The organism is Mycobacterium rhizamassiliense (genome assembly GCF_900157375.1).
GTDB lineage: Bacteria > Actinomycetota > Actinomycetes > Mycobacteriales > Mycobacteriaceae > Mycobacterium > Mycobacterium rhizamassiliense.
The window spans coordinates 1169525-1187312 of the sequence record NZ_LT721901.1 but is presented as its reverse complement, the minus strand read 5'-3'; the positions used below and the strand labels follow the sequence as shown (position 1 = coordinate 1187312).

Annotated in this window: 16 protein-coding genes; 6 read left to right on the top strand and 10 right to left on the bottom strand. The window is 68.9% G+C overall.

Annotated elements, in window-relative coordinates; translation table 11 throughout:
• Positions 1-53 precede the first annotated feature (53 nt).
• A complete protein-coding gene (locus MRAB57_RS05865) occupies positions 54-839 on the top strand; it encodes a crotonase/enoyl-CoA hydratase family protein (RefSeq protein WP_077086735.1) in 786 nt (261 codons plus the stop codon).
• Between the two features lie 79 nt (positions 840-918).
• Here the strand turns inward: MRAB57_RS05865 and MRAB57_RS05860 are convergent, their stop codons facing one another.
• Positions 919-1866, bottom strand: a complete 948-nt coding sequence (locus tag MRAB57_RS05860; protein WP_077086734.1) for an MIP/aquaporin family protein — start codon at positions 1864-1866, stop codon at positions 919-921.
• Between the two features lie 261 nt (positions 1867-2127).
• Between MRAB57_RS05860 and MRAB57_RS05855 the strand changes: the two genes are divergently transcribed.
• Positions 2128-3621: a class I adenylate-forming enzyme family protein gene (locus MRAB57_RS05855; RefSeq protein ID WP_077086733.1), complete on the top strand. Its 1494-nt coding sequence runs from the start codon at positions 2128-2130 to the stop codon at positions 3619-3621.
• Complete coding sequence (locus MRAB57_RS05850) at positions 3618-3914, top strand: hypothetical protein (protein WP_077086732.1); 297 nt, start codon at positions 3618-3620, stop codon at positions 3912-3914. Before MRAB57_RS05855 ends, MRAB57_RS05850 begins: the two co-directional genes overlap by 4 nt.
• 1 nt (position 3915) lies before the next feature.
• Here the strand turns inward: MRAB57_RS05850 and MRAB57_RS05845 are convergent, their stop codons facing one another.
• The 4 genes from MRAB57_RS05845 to MRAB57_RS05835 form a co-directional block, all read right to left on the bottom strand.
• Complete coding sequence (locus tag MRAB57_RS05845) at positions 3916-4506, bottom strand: TetR/AcrR family transcriptional regulator (protein WP_077086731.1); 591 nt, start codon at positions 4504-4506, stop codon at positions 3916-3918.
• A gap of 88 nt (positions 4507-4594) precedes the next feature.
• A complete protein-coding gene (locus tag MRAB57_RS29375) occupies positions 4595-4726 on the bottom strand; it encodes a hypothetical protein (protein WP_281254360.1) in 132 nt (43 codons plus the stop codon).
• Positions 4727-5062: 336 nt separating this feature from the next.
• Positions 5063-6541, bottom strand: a complete 1479-nt coding sequence (locus MRAB57_RS05840) for an aldehyde dehydrogenase (protein WP_077086730.1) — start codon at positions 6539-6541, stop codon at positions 5063-5065.
• A 93-nt stretch (positions 6542-6634) separates the two neighbouring features.
• Positions 6635-7405 (bottom strand): class I SAM-dependent methyltransferase, encoded by a 771-nt coding sequence (locus tag MRAB57_RS05835; RefSeq protein WP_077086729.1) that lies wholly within the window; start codon positions 7403-7405, stop codon positions 6635-6637.
• Between the two features lie 71 nt (positions 7406-7476).
• Between MRAB57_RS05835 and MRAB57_RS05830 the strand changes: the two genes are divergently transcribed.
• A complete protein-coding gene (locus MRAB57_RS05830) occupies positions 7477-8631 on the top strand; it encodes a glycosyltransferase family 4 protein (RefSeq protein WP_077086728.1) in 1155 nt (384 codons plus the stop codon).
• On the opposite strand, the gene MRAB57_RS05825 is transcribed toward MRAB57_RS05830, so the two are convergent.
• Entirely contained in the window at positions 8628-10325 is a 1698-nt protein-coding gene (locus MRAB57_RS05825) for an MmpA family trehalose lipid delivery protein (protein WP_077086727.1), read from the bottom strand. The genes MRAB57_RS05830 and MRAB57_RS05825 overlap by 4 nt on opposite strands.
• Before the next feature lie 10 nt (positions 10326-10335).
• Complete coding sequence (pgfA, locus tag MRAB57_RS05820; RefSeq protein ID WP_157900560.1) at positions 10336-11613, bottom strand: cell envelope lipid trafficking protein PgfA; 1278 nt, start codon at positions 11611-11613, stop codon at positions 10336-10338.
• A gap of 208 nt (positions 11614-11821) precedes the next feature.
• Here pgfA and MRAB57_RS05815 point away from each other — a divergent pair, with 208 nt between their 5' ends.
• Positions 11822-12946 carry an acyltransferase family protein gene (locus MRAB57_RS05815; RefSeq protein ID WP_083743586.1) on the top strand — a complete coding sequence of 375 codons (1125 nt, stop codon included), beginning with the start codon at positions 11822-11824 and terminating at the stop codon, positions 12944-12946.
• Here the strand turns inward: MRAB57_RS05815 and MRAB57_RS05810 are convergent.
• Genes MRAB57_RS05810 through MRAB57_RS05800 form a run of 3 tightly spaced genes read right to left on the bottom strand, consistent with a single transcriptional unit; the run spans position 12943 to position 15956 of the window.
• Entirely contained in the window at positions 12943-13422 is a 480-nt protein-coding gene (locus MRAB57_RS05810; RefSeq protein ID WP_077086725.1) for a type III secretion system chaperone family protein, read from the bottom strand. The two genes, MRAB57_RS05815 and MRAB57_RS05810, sit on opposite strands and share 4 nt — an antisense overlap.
• Positions 13423-13478: 56 nt before the next feature.
• Complete coding sequence (locus MRAB57_RS05805; RefSeq protein WP_077086724.1) at positions 13479-14978, bottom strand: AMP-binding protein; 1500 nt, start codon at positions 14976-14978, stop codon at positions 13479-13481.
• Positions 14979-15956, bottom strand: a complete 978-nt coding sequence (locus MRAB57_RS05800) for a phosphotriesterase family protein (RefSeq protein ID WP_077086723.1) — start codon at positions 15954-15956, stop codon at positions 14979-14981.
• Positions 15957-16078: 122 nt separating this feature from the next.
• Here MRAB57_RS05800 and MRAB57_RS05795 point away from each other — a divergent pair, with 122 nt between their 5' ends.
• Entirely contained in the window at positions 16079-17788 is a 1710-nt protein-coding gene (locus MRAB57_RS05795) for an acyl-CoA dehydrogenase family protein (protein WP_077086722.1), read from the top strand.

Here is a 17788-nt window from a genome sequence, read left to right as displayed (position 1 = left end):
CTACCATCAGTCCAAAGCCGGCTTGCCCCGATTCAAAGGAGATTCGCAGCACCGTGAGCACTGGGAACGAAGAAGCCAACGAGCCCGAGGTCTTGGTCGAACAACGTGGCCGAATCCTGATCATCACGATTAACCGGCCGAAGGCCAAGAACGCGGTCAACTCCGCGGTGGCCAACGGGCTGGCCGCCGCCGTCGATCGGCTCGACGAAGAGGCCGGCCTGTCGGTGGGCATCCTGACCGGCGCGGGCGGCTCGTTCTGCGCGGGCATGGACCTCAAGGCGTTCGCTCGCGGCGAGCTGCCCATCGTCGAGGGCCGGGGCATGGGCTTCACCGAGCGCCCGCCGGTCAAGCCGCTGATCGCCGCCGTCGAGGGTTATGCCCTGGCCGGCGGCACCGAGCTGGCCCTGGCCACCGACCTGATCGTGGCGTCGAAGGATTCGGCGTTCGGCATCCCCGAGGTCAAGCGCGGCCTCGTTGCCGGAGGCGGCGGGCTGCTGCGGCTGCCGCAGCGCATCCCCTCCGCGATCGCCATGGAGCTGGCCCTCACGGGTGAAAACCTGAGCGCCGAGCGCGCGCACGCGCTGGGCATGGTCAACGCACTGGCCGAGCCGGGCGGCGCGTTGGACGCCGCGATCGATCTGGCCGAACGGATCGCCGCGAACGGCCCGCTGGCGGTGGCCGCCACCAAGCGGATCATGGTCGAGTCCCGCGGCTGGAGCCCGGACACCATGTTCGCCGAGCAGAACGCCCTTCTGGCACCGGTGTTTTCGTCCAACGACGCCAAGGAAGGCGCCATCGCGTTCGCTGAGAAGCGCGCGCCGAAGTGGACCGGCACCTGAGTTCGTAGCGATCGCAAGCGCGGCGTAGCCGGGCGAATGGGGGCACCTCCCGCTTGCGGGGGAGGGTCGCCACCATCGGCTAGGCCGCGCGGTCTTCGTTCTCCTTGCCGTCCGCGCTGTCCTCGACGGTGACGGGTCCCGCCACGCCTGACGCGGCGTCGGTCGTCGGCGGCGGGGCCAGGCCGGGCTCCGGGGTCAGCAGCAGCGTCGCGCGGGCCTCGAGCACGTGGCCGATGAAGAAGTCGTAGAGGAATATCCCGGCGACGGCACCCACCAGCGGGCCGACGATCGGGATCCACCAGTACTGGGTCGTGCTCCCGTAATCGCCGGACAGAGCCAGTTTTCCCCAGCCCGCGAAGTAGGCGAACAATCGCGGGCCCAGGTCGCGGGCGGGGTTGAGCGCGTAGCCCGCGTTGGTGCCGTACGAGCAGCCGATCACCGCGATGATCATGCCGATGATCAGCGGCGCCATGTTGCCCGCCGGCGCCTGGTTGCGGTGGTCGATCAGGGCGGCGATCAGCGCCACCAGGATCGCGGTGCCGACCACCTGGTCGACGAACGGTCCCAGGTAGCCGCCGTGGAAGTAGGGGGCCGGGAACGTCGCGAAGATCGAATAGGTGTCCGGTGAATTGGGCCGGGCGAGGTGATGGGTCGAGTTGTAGCTGTCGATCGCGGAGCCATACACGGCGTACACCACGACGGCCGCACTGAACGCACCGGTCAGCTGGGCGACCCAGTACGGAACGACGTTGCGCCAGCCGAACTTTCGCGCGATCGCGAAGGCGAGCGTGACTGCCGGATTCAGGTGCGCGCCGCTGATGCCGCCCGCGACGTAGGTGGCGAGCATGACCGCGAACGCCCAGCCGATGACGATGATCAACCAGTTCGCCGCGCCGAACGATTCGGTTTGCCGGCCCGACCCGGGCAGCCCGACCACGTTGAGTGCGCAGGTGCCCAGGCCAAGCAGCAGCAGCACGAAGGTGCCGAAGAACTCGGCGAGCATCGCGCCCGGCAGCCCCGCGCGCATACGTACGCCTATCGATGTGGATGTCACGTGTTTCCAAACTGGATCGCAGGTGCGTATTTCGGCCGCAGCGCCACTGCGCGGCAGGACAAACTCCGGGGAGGGTTAACCCACTGCGATCTGCGCGTAAACGTCGCCGGCGCGCTCCGGCTCCGGCCTAGGCCCATGCGCTGGGCCGAAAGATCCCCGCGTGATCTAAACTACAGTCGAGCATGACACTTTGGCCCAGCTTTGTAACGTGCTGATACGGGAGAACCTTCAAGCGTGAGTATTTCGTTGCTGCTCGAGATGGCTGCGTCGAGCAATCCCGATCGCACGGCCATCGTCTCGGGTGACCTGCGGCTGACGACGCAGGAGCTCAGCGATCTCGCCGACGGCGGGGCGGGCGTGATCGCGGAATCGGGCGCCCAGCACGTGGCCTACGTCGGGCTCGGCGGCGCGATGCTGCCGGTGTTGATCTTTGCCTCGGCCCGCGCCGGGCTGGCCTTCACCCCGCTGAACTACCGGTTGTCCGCCGAGGGCATCCAAGCCCTGATCGAGCGGCTGCCCGAGCCGCTGGTCATCGTCGACAGCCGGTACGCGGACATGATCGGCGCCTCGTCGAAACGGGTGGTGCTGTCCGACGACTTCCTGACCGCCGCGCGCAGCGCCGAACCCGTTGCGGAGTTCCCCGACCCGGACTCGGTGGCGATCGTGCTGTTCACCTCCGGCACCACATCGCAGCCCAAAGCCGTCGAGCTGTCGCACAACAACCTCACCAGCTACATCACCGGCTCGGTGGAATTCGAGTCGGCCGACGAGGCCGACGGCGCGCTCATCTGCGTGCCGCCGTACCACATCGCGGGCGTCAGCGCGGCGCTGTCCAACCTGTACGCCGGCCGCAAGATGGTCTACCTGCCCAACTTCGACCCCGAGGAATGGGTCCGGCTGATCAACGCCGAGCACGTCACCACCGCGACGGTGGTGCCGACCATGCTGGACCGCATCGTCACCGCGATCGAGGCGGCGGGCCACCAGCTGCCGTCGCTGCGCAACCTGGCCTACGGCGGCTCGAAGGTGGGCCTGCCGCTGGTTCGGCGGGCCCTGGAACTGCTGCCCGGCGTGGGCTTCGTCAACGCGTACGGCCTCACCGAGACCAGCTCGACGATCGCGGTGCTCGGCCCCGACGACCACCGCGCGGCGCAAGTGGCGTCGGACGTCGCCGTCATCAAGCGGCTGGGCTCGGTCGGCCGGCCGGTGCCCGGCATCGAGCTGGAGATCCGCGGCGAAGACGGCAGCGTGCTGCCGCCGGGCGTCACCGGCGAGCTGTACGTGCGCGGCGAGCAGGTCTCGGGCCGCTACACCGGCATCGGTTCGGTGCTCGACGAAAACGGTTGGTTCCCAACCAAAGACATCGCCATGCTGGACGAGGAAGGCTACCTGTTCATCGGCGGGCGCAGCGACGACACCATCATCCGCGGCGGCGAGAACATCGCGCCCGCCGAGCTGGAGGAGGTGCTGCTCGAACACCCGCACGTGCGCGACGTCGCCGTGGTCGGTGTGGAGGACCCGCAGTGGGGCCAGGCCATCGTCGCCGTGGTGGTGCCGCGGCCCGGCACCGAGCCCGACCCCGAGGAACTGCGCGAGCATGTCCGCAAGAGTTTGCGTGGGTCGCGAACCCCCGACCGGGTAGTGTTCCGCGACGAGCTGCCAACGACCCCCACCGGCAAGGTACTTCGCCGGGAGATCATCGAGACGCTAGAAGGATTACGCGCATGATCAAAAACGGAACCCGCCTCGCGAGCCAGGTGTGCGACACCCAGGTGATCGTCGTCCGAAGTTCCGACACTCTGGACGACCTGCGTTGCGGCGGTGCGCCGATGGTGCCGGTCGGCGGCGAGCGTTCGGGCGAACTGGACCCGGCCTTCTCCGAGGGCACGGTGATGGGCAAGCGCTACGTCGACGAAACCGGCGCCGAGGTGCTCGTGACCAAGCCGGGCGCGGGCAGCCTGAGCATCGGTGCGACCGCGCTGCAGCTCAAAGAGGTCAAGCCGCTGCCAGCCAGCGACTGACTTAGACCGCTGGTGCGTCCTCGTTCTTGGCGGGGAGGCCGTTGCGGCTGACGAATTCCCTTGCCTTGATGAGGAATTCGAGCTGCTCGCTGACCTGGCTGAGCGGCCGGACGCAGCGAGTCGAGCGGGACAACACGATCGCGCCCTCAAGCGCCGAGATCGACGTCACCGCCAGCGACGCGGCATCGTCGTCGTTGAAGCCGTCGTTGACGAACGCCTGGGTCAGCGCCCCACACCAGCGGCCCAGGATCGTGCCGGCCTCCGAGCTGAGCTGGAAGTCGTCCTCGCCGGACCCGATCGCGGCGGCCACCACGGGGCAACCCGCGTGGAAGTCCCCGTCGGTCAGCAGGCGCTCCCAGAGCTCGATGAACTCGCGCAGCAGGGCCCTGGCGCCGCGGCAGGCGGCGGCGTCGATGGTGGCGGTGATGGAGTCGCCCGAGTAGCGCAGCGCCTCGGTCAGGATCTGGGTGCGCCCCTCGGGGAAGTGGTAGTAGACCGAACCGCGCGGAGCACCGCTGCGGGCCAGGACCGCGTCGATGGTCACGCCGGAGGCGCCGCGCTCGCGCATCACCTCGGCGGCGCTGGCCAGCATCTTGGTACGGGTACCACCACGCTTGGCGGCGACGGAAGTCTGGGTTATGTCGCTGGTAGTCGGCACTGACGTACCTCCTCTAGCTGGGTCACGCAGCGTTGGATTGCCGCAGTACCGGCCAGTGGATATTACGCGGGCTGAAGCGGAACGGCGGGCGTTTCACGTCGGGAAACTCGCGCGTGAAGCGATACCCGGCGACATTAACCTCGATGATCCACATGATTCTCTCCCGGCCTGGTGTTGCACTCATGCGCCGGGGCCGGCGGTGCATAAGATTATGCTTAGAACCATATAAGACAGCGGTCTACTAAGCAATTTGTTAGTGCACCTAATTCCCAGGTACAGGGGATTTGTGATGTAAGTCATGGTCTGCGCGCAACCGCAAGCTGAGTAGATCGTAAAAATTATGGTCCCATGCATAATTGATACCGGCTCAGCAGGCCGTCACAACTCTCTAAACGACTCTGCCGGCCGGATTCTTCCCCCACGCACGAATTGGGGCCCGAATGCGCGGCTGGCCGCACACTCGAGCCCCAACGTGCACTCCCTGGGGAGGTCAGCCCTCCAGCGTGTAGCCCATCGGCATCAGCACGCTTTTCTGCTGGGTGAAGTGCTCGACGCCCTCGGGGCCGTTCTCCCGGCCGATGCCCGAGTTCTTGTAGCCGCCGAACGGACAGCACGGGTCGAAGGCGTACCAGTTGATCGCGTACGTCCCGGTGCGGATCTTCTCCGAGATCTCGATGCCGTGCTGGATGTCGGACGTCCACACGCTGCCGGCCAGGCCGTACGCCGAGTCGTTCGCGATCTTGATCGCCTCGTCCTCGGTGTCGTAGCCGATGATGCTCAGCACCGGGCCGAAGATCTCCTCCTGCGCGATCGTCATGTTGTTCTGCACGTCGGCGAAGACCGTGGGCTGCACGAAGAATCCGCCGTCGAGGCCCTCGGGGCGGCCGCCGCCACACACCACCCGGGCGCCCTCCTCGACGCCCTTGGCGATGTAGCCCTCGACGCGGGCGCGCTGCTTCTCCGAGATCAGCGAGCCGATCTGCGCGGCCGGGTCCGTCGGCGTCCCCACCGGCAGCATCTTCACGAATTCGCTTACCGCCGTGACGATCTCGTCGTACCGCGAGCGCGGGGCCAGGATGCGGGTCTGCGCCACGCAAGCCTGCCCGGTGTTCATGATGCCGGAGAACACCAGCATCGGGATCGAGGCGGCCAGGTCGACGTCCTCGAGGACGATCGCCGCGGACTTGCCGCCGAGCTCCAGCGTGCACGGCTTGAGCAGGTCGGCCGCGCGCTTGGCGACCTCCTTGCCGACGGCCGAGCTGCCGGTGAACGAGAAGATGTCGATGTCGGGGTTCGACGTCAGCGCCTGGCCGGTGTCGGCGCCGCCGGGCACCACCGACAGCACGCCCTCGGGCAGGCCGGCGTCGGCGAACGCCTGGGCCAGAAGGTTTGCGGTCAACGGCGTTTCGGCCGCCGGCTTGAGCACCACCGTGCAGCCGGCCAGCAGCGCCGGGCCCAGCTTGTTGACCGCGAGGAACAGCGGCACGTTCCAGGCGACGATCGCTCCGACCACGCCGATCGGCTCGCGGTGGACGATGGTCTGCCCGTAGCCGCCGGTGCGCACCTCTTGCCACTTGACCTGGTCGACGGCGGGGCCGGCGAAGAAGCCCAGCGCGCCGATCGAGCTCATCCAGTGCATCGTCTCGACGCTGGTCGGCGGCTGGCCGGTCTCGGCGCCCAGCCGGCTGACGAACTCGTCCTTGCGCTCCTCCATCAGCGCCATCGCCTTGGCGAGGACGGCCGCGCGCTCCTTCGGCGGGGTCGATGGCCACGGGCCGTTGTCGAAGGCCGCGCGGGCCGCGGCGACGGCGGCGTCGACGTCCGCGGGCGCCGCGAGCGGCACCTTGCCGACGTACTCGCCGGTGGCGGGGCAGTGCACCTCGATCACCTGGTCCGTCGACGGCGCCGTCCACCTGCCGCCGATGAACAGCTTGTCGTACTCCGTCGTCTGGCTCAGGGTCTGAGTCATGTCCGCCGTTCCTCCTGATTTATAGGTTCACGTTGCGTCGTCGCCGAGTGATACGCGCCACCCTACCCAAGCCGACGTAAAACGAGAACACGTTCATTCCCCCGCCCGCAGGACCAGCACGAGATTGCTCACCGCGAACTCGCGCAGCACCGGGACCGATGTCAGCCACCATGCCCATCGCGGGTGGTAGCGCGGAAATGCGGCCACCGCGACGCCGGTGTTTTCGGCCCAGCTCAGCCCCTCGGCGGCGGACACCGCGAACAACGACGACCCGTAGTCGTTCTTCGGGCGACGACCGTGTTTGCGGGCGTAGCGGGCGGCGGCGCGCGCGCCGCCCAGGTAGTGCGTCAGGCCCATCTCGTGCCCGCCGAATGGGCCCAGCCAGACGGTGTAGGACAGCACGACCAGCCCGCCCGGCTTGATCACCCGCAGCATCTCGGCGCCGAGCTGCCACGGCCGCGGCACGTGCTCGGCGACATTGGACGACAGGCAGATGTCGACCGAGTTGTCGGCGAAGGGCAGCGCCATCCCGGAGGCCCGGACGAAGGTGTCGGTGGCCCCGCCGATCGCCGGGCCTGCCGCGTGCATCTCGCTCGGATCCGGCTCGACCCCGATATAGCGGACGCCGGCGTCGGCGAATGCCGTCGCGAAATACCCCGGGCCGCCGCCGACGTCGAGCAGCGTGCGGCCCGTTGGTGGTTCGCCGTGGGCGGCCCGCCACAGGTCGCCGACCAACGCGACCGTGTCGGCGGCCAGCGCGCCGTAGAACCGCGCCGGGTCGGTCTGCTCGTAGCGGAATTCGGACAGCAGCCGCACCGAGCGGGCCAGGGTCGCCCGCCGCGCGAAGAGGTCCGTCACGGCCACCGGCCAACCCTATGCGGCCCTGCCGAGCGCGCGGCTGGCCGCACACTCGTCGACAAGTAGGCTGGCTATTCATGTCTGCCGTCCGCTCCGTGTTGCTGCTGTGCTGGCGCGACACCGGGCACCCGCAGGGCGGCGGCAGCGAGACCTATCTGCAGCGCATCGGTTCCCAGCTGGCCGCGTCGGGGGTCGACGTCACGCTGCGCACCGCCCGCTACCGCGGGGCACCGCGCCGCGAAGCGGTCGACGGCGTGCGGATCAGCCGCGCGGGCGGGCGCTACTCGGTCTACGTGTGGGCGCTGCTGGCGATGGCCGCCGCGCGGGTGGGCCTGGGACCGCTGCGGCGGGTGCGGCCCGACGTCGTGGTCGACGCGCAAAACGGCCTGCCGTTCTGCGCCCGGCTGCTGTACGGCCGGCGGGTGGTGGTGCTGGTGCACCACTGCCACCGCGAGCAGTGGCCGGTGGCCGGGCCGCTGTTCAGCCGGCTGGGGTGGTTCGTCGAGTCGTGGCTGTCGCCGCGGCTGCACCGGCGCAACCAGTACCTGACCGTCTCGCTGCCCTCGGCGCGCGACCTGGTCGCGCTCGGCGTGGACAACGAGCGAATCACCGTGGTGCGCAACGGCCTTGACGAGGCGCCGGCGCAGTCGCTGGCCGGTCCACGCTCGGCGGCCCCCCGGGTGGTGGTGCTCTCGCGGCTGGTGCCGCACAAGCAGATCGAGGACGCCCTGCAGACGGTCGCCGAACTGCTGCCCGCGCAGCCCGACCTGCACCTGGACATCGTCGGCGACGGTTGGTGGCGCCAGCGGCTGGTCGAACACGTTGCGGCCCTGGGCATCTCCGATGCGGTGACCTTCCACGGACATGTCGACGAGGTCACCAAACACCATGTGCTGCAAGGCGCTTGGGTGCATGTGCTGCCCTCGCGCAAGGAAGGCTGGGGCCTGGCGGTCGTCGAGGCCGCCCAGCATCAGGTGCCCACCATCGGCTACCGGTCCTCGGGCGGACTCGCCGACTCGATCGTCGACGGCGTCACTGGGATACTGGTCGACAGCCGCGCTGAGCTGACCGATCGCCTCGAACAGCTGCTTTGCGACCCGGTGCTGCGCGACCAGCTCGGCGCCAAAGCGCAGGCCCGCAGCGGGGAGTTCTCCTGGACGCAGAGCGCCGAGGCCGTGCGCGACGTGCTGCAGGCCGTGCAGGACGGCCGGTTCGTCAGCGGCGTGGTCTAGGCCGCAGCCCGGCGCCGGACCCGGACGGCGAGCGCGCCGCAGGCGCCCACGATGAGCGTCGCCAGCCACACCAGATGCGCGATCAGCGTCGCCCGCCGCCCGGGCGCCGATGCGTCCGCGGTGCCGCCGCCGAGCCGATACAGCGCAAACTCCTTGTCCCGCAAGGCCGGGGTGAGCCCGGCGAGCGTGCGACCCGACTTACCCATGTCGCCTGCGCTGTCGGACTCGACGACCAGCCACCTGACGCCGGCCTCGGTCAGCGCGGACGGCTCGGGCCCGGCCAGCAGCAGCTGCTGCATCGCGCGGGCGCGATCGCCTTCCCCGGGGATCGTCACGCCCGAGATGCTGAGGTCGCCGGTGGTCAGCACGTCGGCGCGGACCCAGCGTGGCAGCGGATCCAGCACCGGCGCCGCACCCGACCAGGAGAACCGCCGCATCGTGCCGGCGGGTAGCACCGCGACGAGGGCGGGCCGCTCGTTGATCGCGGCGGCCACCGCCGACCACCCGGGCGGGTAGCGCACCGCGACAACCCTGCCGCCGACCCCCCACGCCAGGTCCGGCAAGGCCAGGATCAGCGCGAGACAGCAGACCAGCGCCGTCACACCGGGCCGCAGCCACTGCCGCAGCGTCACCACCGCGCCGGCGGCGGCCAGGGTGTAGCCGGGTACCGCGAGCGCCACCCACTTCTGCCCGTCGCGCAGCACGCCGAGGCCGGGCGCGGCGTCGATCACCGCGCTCAACGCGTGCAGTCCGGGGCCGGTCGCCAGCGCCGCGGGCACCAGCACCGACACCGCCGCCAGCGCCAGCAGCGGCACCGCGGCCGGACGGCGCGCGGTCGTCGGCAGCCCGGCCAGCAGCACCGCCAGCAGCACCAGGGCCGCGGACACCGCGAAAAGCGTTGTCCGCGAATCGGGTACGGCCTGGCCGTTCCAGATCCCGCCGAGGCTGGCCAGGCTGCCCAGCGTGGCCAGGCCGGGCTCGGCGCGCGGCGCGAACGCGGCGACCCCGGGCGCGCTGCCATGGCCGCTCAGCGTCGCGCCCACCGCCGAAGCGGTCAACCAGGGCAGCGCAGCGGCCAGTGCGGCGCCCAATGCCATTGCGGCGCAACGCCAGCGCGGACGACCTGGCTCGGACGACGGAGCTACCACACAGACCAGTGCCACCGTCGCGGCCAGCATCTGCCCCGTCGGGGTCAGCCCGGCCAGCGCCAGCCAGAAGCACAGCCCGAAGAAGCCGGACCAACTCCCGCCCGAGCGCAGCGTAAGCATCACGGTCGCCACCCAGGGCAGGCAGCCGTAGCCGACCAGCAGGCTCCAGTGCCCCTGCAGAAGTCGTTCTGCGACATAGGGATTCCAGATCGCCAGCGTGGCGGCGACGAACTGGCCCGGCATACCCGCGTCGGGTAGGACCGTCGCGGCAAGCCGGGCCGCGCCCCAGCCGGCCAGCCACAGCCCCAGCACCAGCAGCGCCTTGACCACCACGCCGCCGTCGATCACGTGGGACGCGCACGCCACCGCGAAATCCTGCGGCGTGGCACGCGGGGCAGCGGTCAGCCCGAGGGCGGCGTCGGTCAGATACGAGCGGGGCGTGGATACCGCGTCCCGCAGCAACAGGTAGCCGGGTCGCAGCAGCGGCGCCAGCACCAGCAGCGCCAGGACGAACGCGTATGCCGGAAGGAGCCAGCGGCGCAACATTGCCGCTGAGCTAACCCCGTTCGGGCGGGCCGGGCGGACTGGGGTCGGACGGCCCCGGCTCGTGCGGCTCGCCCGCGGTCGGCGGCTCCGAGCCGGGCGGGCCCGGATCGGGGCGCTGCGTGGGCAGCTTCTCGGTCTCGGCCTCGGCGCCCGGGACCCGTTCCTCGAGCCCGCTGCGGCCGAAGAACTCCTCGTCGCCACGGTCCAGTCCGGGGTCGGTCAGCGCGCTCTCGGTCCGCAGGCTGAACGAGGCGAACAGCCCGCCGCCGACCAGGGCGATCAGGCCCACCGCGGTGAACGTGATGGGCAGTACCCGCGACCACAGCGCCAGCCGGTCGCGCTCGTCGCGGGCGGCGTTGACCTGGGACTCGACGGTGTCCTCGTTGGAGCTGACCTTGTAATCAACCAGCGTCAGCTCGGGCTTCAGCGGGTCGCGGGCGAAGTAGTGGTCGGCGTGCTCGGTTTCCTTGACGATGGTGCCCGACGTCGGGTCCACCCAGAAGGTCCGCTGCGCGGCGTAATAGCGGGTCATGGTGATCTGCTCGGCCGGGTCGCCGCCCTGCACGCCCCACATCGCCGCCGACGTAGTGACCTTGGCGTCCTCATCGCCGGCCAACAGCGACGGGTACTTCACCGGAGCCACCAGCTTGCCATCGCCGTTGTAGCCGACGTTCTGGGTGAACTTGTAGGTGCTCAGCCCGTTGACGTCCTCTTGGCTGTCGTAGTTGACGTCGTATGCCTTTTGCGCGATCGGATCGAAGTAGGGATACGTCTTCTTCTCGGTGTGGAACGGGAAGCGGTAGGACAGCCCGTCGTGGCGCAGCGGGGAGGCGGTGGGCGGGTTCTCGTCGCCGTAGGCGCGCGGCTTCTGCAGCGAGCCGCCGGCGTGGGTGTCGTCCGAGACGGCCGTCGCCGTCTTGCGGTTGAGCGTCACGGTGTCGACGATGGCCAGCAGCAGCCCGTTGTCCTTCTGCTTGTCGGTGCGGCGCAGCGAGCTACCGACTTGCAGCGTCACGACGTCGGCGTTGGCGGGCGACTCCACGCTGACCTGCTGCTGGGAAACCACCGGCACGTTCTGGTTGACGACCACGTGGTCACCGGACAACGACGCCGAGTCCAGCGCCTGGCTCGCGGTGCCGTCGCTGACCAGCGTGGCGTCGACGTCGAGCGGAATCTTGGCGATCCGGCTGCTGGTGTACGTCGTGAGTAGCAGCGCGGCGATCAGCAGTGCGGCTCCGAGCCCGATGATTCCGCATGCGGCGAAGCGCAACATGACTGCTCGGTTCACGTTGCTGTGTCCTCCTAGTGGTCCCTGAGGCAAACCCGTTCGACCCTAACAGCAGAAAGTAAGGCGCCGACTTACCAGCCTGCGCAGCTTTGCCCGGGTTGTTCGGGTGTACCCCGTTCGCCTGAGACCACACGACAGGCAGACTGAGCTCGTGACAGAAAGCCAGCAGGTGGGGGGAACCCGCAGCTTCCTGCCTGCCGTCGAGGGCATGCGCGCCTGCGCGGCGATGGGCGTGGTCGTCACGCACGTCGCGTTCCAGACCGGGCATTCCAGCGGGGTCGACGGCCGCCTGTTCGGCCGCTTCGACCTCGCCGTCGCGGTGTTCTTCGCGCTGTCCGGTTTTCTGTTGTGGCGCGGACATGCCGCGGCGGCAAGGGGTCTGGGGCCCAATGGTTTCCGGGGGCCGCGCACCGGCCACTACCTGAGGTCGCGCGTGGTCCGCATCATGCCGGCCTACCTGGTGGCCGTCGTGGTGATCCTGAGCCTGCTGCCCGAAGCCGACCACCCCAGCCCGACGGTGTGGCTGGCGAACCTGACGCTGACCCAGATCTATGTGCCGCTCACATTGACCGGCGGCCTGACCCAGATGTGGAGCCTCTCGGTCGAGGTCACCTTCTATTTGGCCCTGCCGATCCTGGCGTTGCTGGCCCGCCGGCTCCCGGTGCGGGCCCGGGTGCCCGCGATCGCCGCGCTTGGGGTGCTGTCCTGGGCCTGGGGCTGGGAGCCGTTCGCGCACGCCGGCCCGGGCATCAACCCGCTGAACTGGCCGCCGGCGTTCTTCTCGTGGTTCGCCGCGGGCATGTTGTTGGCGGAGTGGGTGCACAGCCGCGTCGGGCTGCCGCACCGGCTGGCCCGCCGCCGCGTGCTGATGGCCGTCATCGCGGTCGCGGCCTTCCTCGTCGCGGCTTCCCCGCTGGCCGGCCCGGAGGGGCTGATTCCAGCGACCGCCACTCAGTTCGCGGTGAAGACGGCGATGGGCGCGGTGGTGGCGTTCGCGTTGGTCGCCCCGCTGGTGCTGGACCGGGTCGACACCGGCCACCGGCTACTCGGCAGCACCGTCATGGTGACCCTGGGCCGCTGGTCCTACGGGCTGTTCATCTGGCACCTGGCCGCGCTGGCGATGGTGTTCCCGGTGCTCGGGACGTTCGCGTTCACCGGCCGGATGCCGACGGTGTTGGCGATGACGCTGGTCTTCGGCTGGGCCATCGCCGCCGTCAGCTACGCGCTGGTGGAGTCGCCGGCCCGAGAAGCGCTGCGCCGCTGGGAGAAACGCGAGAAGCCGGCCGGGGCGGGGCAGGCCGTCGACGCCGAGGCGGACGCGATCGCGCCCTAGCCGGTGCGGTCCATCCACTCTTCCAGCGCGTCGGCCGAGGGCAGGGAGATCGCCTGGTCGATCTTGGCGAACAGGTCCGCGCCGTACTCGACCCCGGACTTGATGAAGTTGCCCAGCGCCGCGACGTGGATGCCGTCGGCCAGCAGGTAGGCGGTTTCGCCGACGACGCCGACGTGGCTGGGCTGCGGCGTTTCCCGCACGAACGCCTTGGGCCAGTGGTTGTCTCGATTCCACTCGTTGACGAGTTCCATCAGGCGCGGGCGTTCGGTGGCGGGGTAATACGCGGCGGGGCTGACCGAAATCTCCAGGATGTCGCGGCGCAGGCCGTTGATCCGCAGGTGCACGTGCAACTTGCCGCGCTCGTAGTTGGAGAGCACCAGCAGGAAATCCTCGCCGTCGTCGCTGCGGAAAAACCGCAGCTCCCGTGACACCAGATAACGTTCGATCAGTTCCGCACTCAACGGCTCGATCTGCATAGCCCGCAGCCTGTGGCCGCAAGCTAAGGAGATCCTTGGCGGATCCTTGGAGCGGGTTAGCCAGGTGCTGTGGCGCTACGCGCCATGATCTCGGCGCGCACCGCCGATCGACGGGCCTTGCCGGCGTCGTCGCGCAGCGGTGTGTCGACAAATTCTATGAAGTCCGGGGCGGGCGGCACCTTGTACCCCGCGACGCGCTCGCGCAGGAACTCCTGCACGCCCGCGGCGTCCAGCGCGGCCCCGTCGGCCGTGTGCACCAGCGCGTAGGGCACCTGACCCAGATCGCCGCCGTTCGGGTCGGGCACACCGACCGCCAGGCAGGACAGCACGTCCGGGTGCTCCGACAGCGCGTTCTCGATTTCGGCGGGGTACACGTTGCGGCCGCCGACGGTGAACATGTCGACCCGGCGGTCCGACAGGTACAGGAAGCCGTCTTCGTCGAAGTAGCCGAGGTCGCCGAGGGAGTCCCAGCCGTCCCGGCTTTTCGCCGTCGAGCCGACGTAGCGGTAGGTCGGCTCGCTGCCCGGCGAGGGCCGCATGTAGATCTCGCCCTCGACCCCCGGCGGGCAGGGGTTGCCGTCGTCGTCGAGCACCTTCATCTCGCCGCTGATCACGATGCCGACCGAGCCGCGGTGGCTCAGCCACTGGTCACCGGAGATGAAGGTCAGCGCCTGTAATTCGGTGCCGCCGTACAACTCCCAGACTTTCTCGGGACCCAGCAGGTCGATCCAGGCCTCCTTGATGTTCGGCGGGCACGGCGCCGCCAGGTGCCAGAACCGCCGGACCGTCGACAGGTCGTAGGCCCCCGGGTTGGCGTGATAGACCGGCAGCACCCGCTGCATGATCGTCGGCACGGTCACGATGAAAGTGACGCCATAGTCGGCGATCACCCGCAGGAACTGATCCGGGTCGAACCGGTTGGTCAACACCAGGTGGTGTCCCATGATCAGCGCGAGCCCCGCCATGGTCATCCCGGTGTTGTGGCTCAACGGCACCGGGACGAAGGTGGTATCGCCGTCCAGGGCGCCCATGCCGTAGCCGGCCAGTGGCGAAAGCCGGCTGTCGACGCCGGCTTCGATGAGCTTGGGCCGCCCGGTGCTACCGCCGGACCCCATCGCCTTCCAGGACGGCGAGACCGCCTCGGGCAGCGGCGCATCGGACAGCTCCGGATTCGGCACGAAACCCATTGGCACGCTAGGTATTTGGCCTTGAGGATCTTCGCCGCCGACTAGCAGCGCCCGGGGCCGCAGCTCCAGCAGGCCGGACAACTCCGCGGCCGGCAGCCGTGGCGACAACGGTTGCGGCACCGCGCCCAACTTCCAGCACGCCAGCGAGGCCTGCACGAACTCCACGGAGTTGGGCAGCAGGATCGTCACGTAGTCGCCGACGCCGACGCCGCGTTCGGCGTAGGCGCGGGCCAGCCGGTTGGTCGAACGGTCCAACTCGCCGCGGGTCAGGGAGCGGCCGTCGCAACTGACGGCCGGCAGGTCGGGTGCCTCGCGGGCCAGTGCGGAAACCTGCACGCCGATCGGCGGAATCGGCTCGCTCTGGGTCATTTAGTAGGCGCCTGTCTGCTCGAAGATGCGGCGTGGGTTGTCGACCAGCATCGTGTGTAACTGGTCGTCGGTCACGCCGCGTTCCTTGAGCGCGGGGATGACGTCGTTGTGGATGTGCAGGTAGTGCCAGTTCGGCATCACCTGCGACACCAGCTCGTCGGGCAGCGCGTCGAAGTAACAGTTGGCGTCGTGCGAGAGCACCATCTTGTCGGCGTGCCCGCGCTCGCACATCTGCGCCACCGTGTTCACCCGGTCCTCGAAGGGCAGGAACGCGTCGATGCCGAAGCGGTCCATCCCGAGGTAGGAGCCGGCGGCGATGAGCTCCTCGAGGTAGCCGATGTCGGTGCTGTCGCCGGAATGCCCGATGATCACCCGGCTCAGGTCGACGCCCTCGTCCTCGAAGATCCGCTGCTGCTCGAGGCCGCGTCGCAGACCCGCGTGCGTGTGCGTGGAGATCGGCACGCCGGTGCGCTTGTGCGCCTGGGCCACCGCGCGCAGCACCCGCTCGACGCCGGGGGTGACACCCGGAGTGTCGGTGGCGCACTTGAGGATCCCGGCCTTGATGCCGGTGTCGGCGATGCCCTGCTCGATGTCGCGGACGAACATGTCGGTCATGATCTCCGGGCCGCCGAGCTCGCCACCCGGGCCGAGGTAGTGGAAGTACATCGGCACGTCGTTGAAGGTGTAAAGACCGGTTGCCACAACGATTTTCAGGTCGGTGGCCGCCGCGACGCGCGCGATGCGGGGGATGTAGCGGCCCAGGCCGATCACCGTGAGGTCGACGATGGTGTCGACCCCGCGGGCCTTGAGTTCGTTGAGCCGTTCGATGGCGTCGGCGACTCGCTGTTCTTCGTCACCCCACGCTTCCGGATAGTTCTCCGCGATCTCGGTGGTCATGATGAACACGTGCTCATGCATGAGCGTGACGCCGAGCTCGGCGGTGTCGATGGTTCCGCTTGCGGTATTGAGTTCTGACACGTCGCTGATGCTAGGCCCGCGCCGCGGTGGTCCAACAGGGGTGTTTTTCTACCCGCCTGGTCAAGTACGGTCGACCCGCGGCCCCTATCCGAAGCCATTGCGACCCGCGGGGAGTCACTGTCATGTTGCTCAATCCCAACAACCTGCAACGCCGGTACCCGGATCAACGCTCGGGCGAGATCATGGCGGCGACCGTGGACTTCTTCGAGTCCAGGGGTAAGGCCCGGCTGAAGGCCGACGACCACGAACGCGCGTGGTACTCCGATTTCCTGAACCACGTCGGGCGCGAGCGCATCTTCGCCTCGCTGCTGACGCCGAAGCAGTACGGCGGTGACGACTGTCGCTGGGACACCTACCGGATCAGCGAGTTCGCCGAGATCGTGGGCTTCTACGGGCTGAACTACTGGTACCCGTTCCAGGTCACCGCCCTTGGGCTGGGCCCGATCTGGATGAGCGATAACGAGGACGCCAAGCGCAAGGCCGCCGCCCAGCTGGACGCAGGCGAGGTCTTCGCCTTCGGCTTGTCCGAACAGACCCACGGCGCGGACGTCTATCAGACCGACATGATCCTCACCCCAAGTGAGGGCGGGTGGGTCGCCAACGGCGAGAAGTACTACATCGGCAACGCCAACGCGGCCCGCATGGTGTCGACGTTCGGCAAGATCGCCGGCCCGTCAGAACAAGAAGACGAATACGTCTTCTTCGTCGCCGACTCGCAGGACGACCGCTACGAGCTGATCAAGAACGTGGTCAACTCGCAGAACTTCGTCGCGAACTACGCGCTGCGCGACTACCCCGTCACCGAGGCCGACATCCTGCACCGCGGGCCCGGGGCGTTCCACGCCGCCCTCAACACGGTCAACGTCTGCAAATACAACCTGGGCTGGGGCGCGATCGGGATGTGCACCCATGCCATGTACGAGGCGGTCACGCACGCCTCCAACCGCATCCTCTACGGGACCGTCGTCACCGACTTCAGCCATGTGCGACGCCTGCTCACCGACGCCTACGTGCGGTTGATCGCGATGAAGCTCGTCGCCACCCGCGCGTGCGACTACATGCGCGGCGCGTCGGAGACCGACCGTCGCTACCTGCTCTACAGCCCGCTCACCAAGGCGAAGATCACCAGCGAGGGGGAGCGCGTCATCACCGCGCTGTGGGACGTCATCGCGGCCAAGGGCGTGGAGAAGGACACCATGTTCGAGGCGATGGCCCGCGAGATCGGCCTGCTGCCCCGGCTGGAGGGCACGGTCCACATCAACATCGGGCTGCTGGCCAAGTTCATGCCGAACTACCTGTTCGCCCCCAACGCCGACTTGCCGATCATCGGCCGCCGCGACGACGCGGCCGACGACTCATTCCTGTTCAACCAGGGGCCCACCGGGGGACTGGGCAAGGTTCGCTTCCACGACTGGCGCGCGCCGTTCGACGGCTTCGCGCACCTGCCCAACGTCGCGGTGCTGCGCGGCCAGATCGACGTGCTGGCCGAGATGCTCGCCAGTGCGACCCCGGATGCCTTGCAGCAGAAGGATATTGACTTCGCGTTCGCCGTCGGGCAGCTGTTCGCGACGGTGCCCTACGCGCAGCTGATCCTGGAGGAGGCCGCGCTCTCCGACATCGACGAGACGCTGATCGACGCGATCTTCGCGGTGCTTGTGCGCGACTTCAACGGCTATGCCGTCGAGCTCAACGACAAGCCGTCGACCACCGAGGCGCAGGCCCGATTCGCGATGCGCATGGTCCGTCGCCCGGTGCACGACCCGTCGCGCTACGACCAGGTCTGGAAAGAGCACATCGCGCCGATCAACGGCGCGTATCAGATGCGGCCGTAG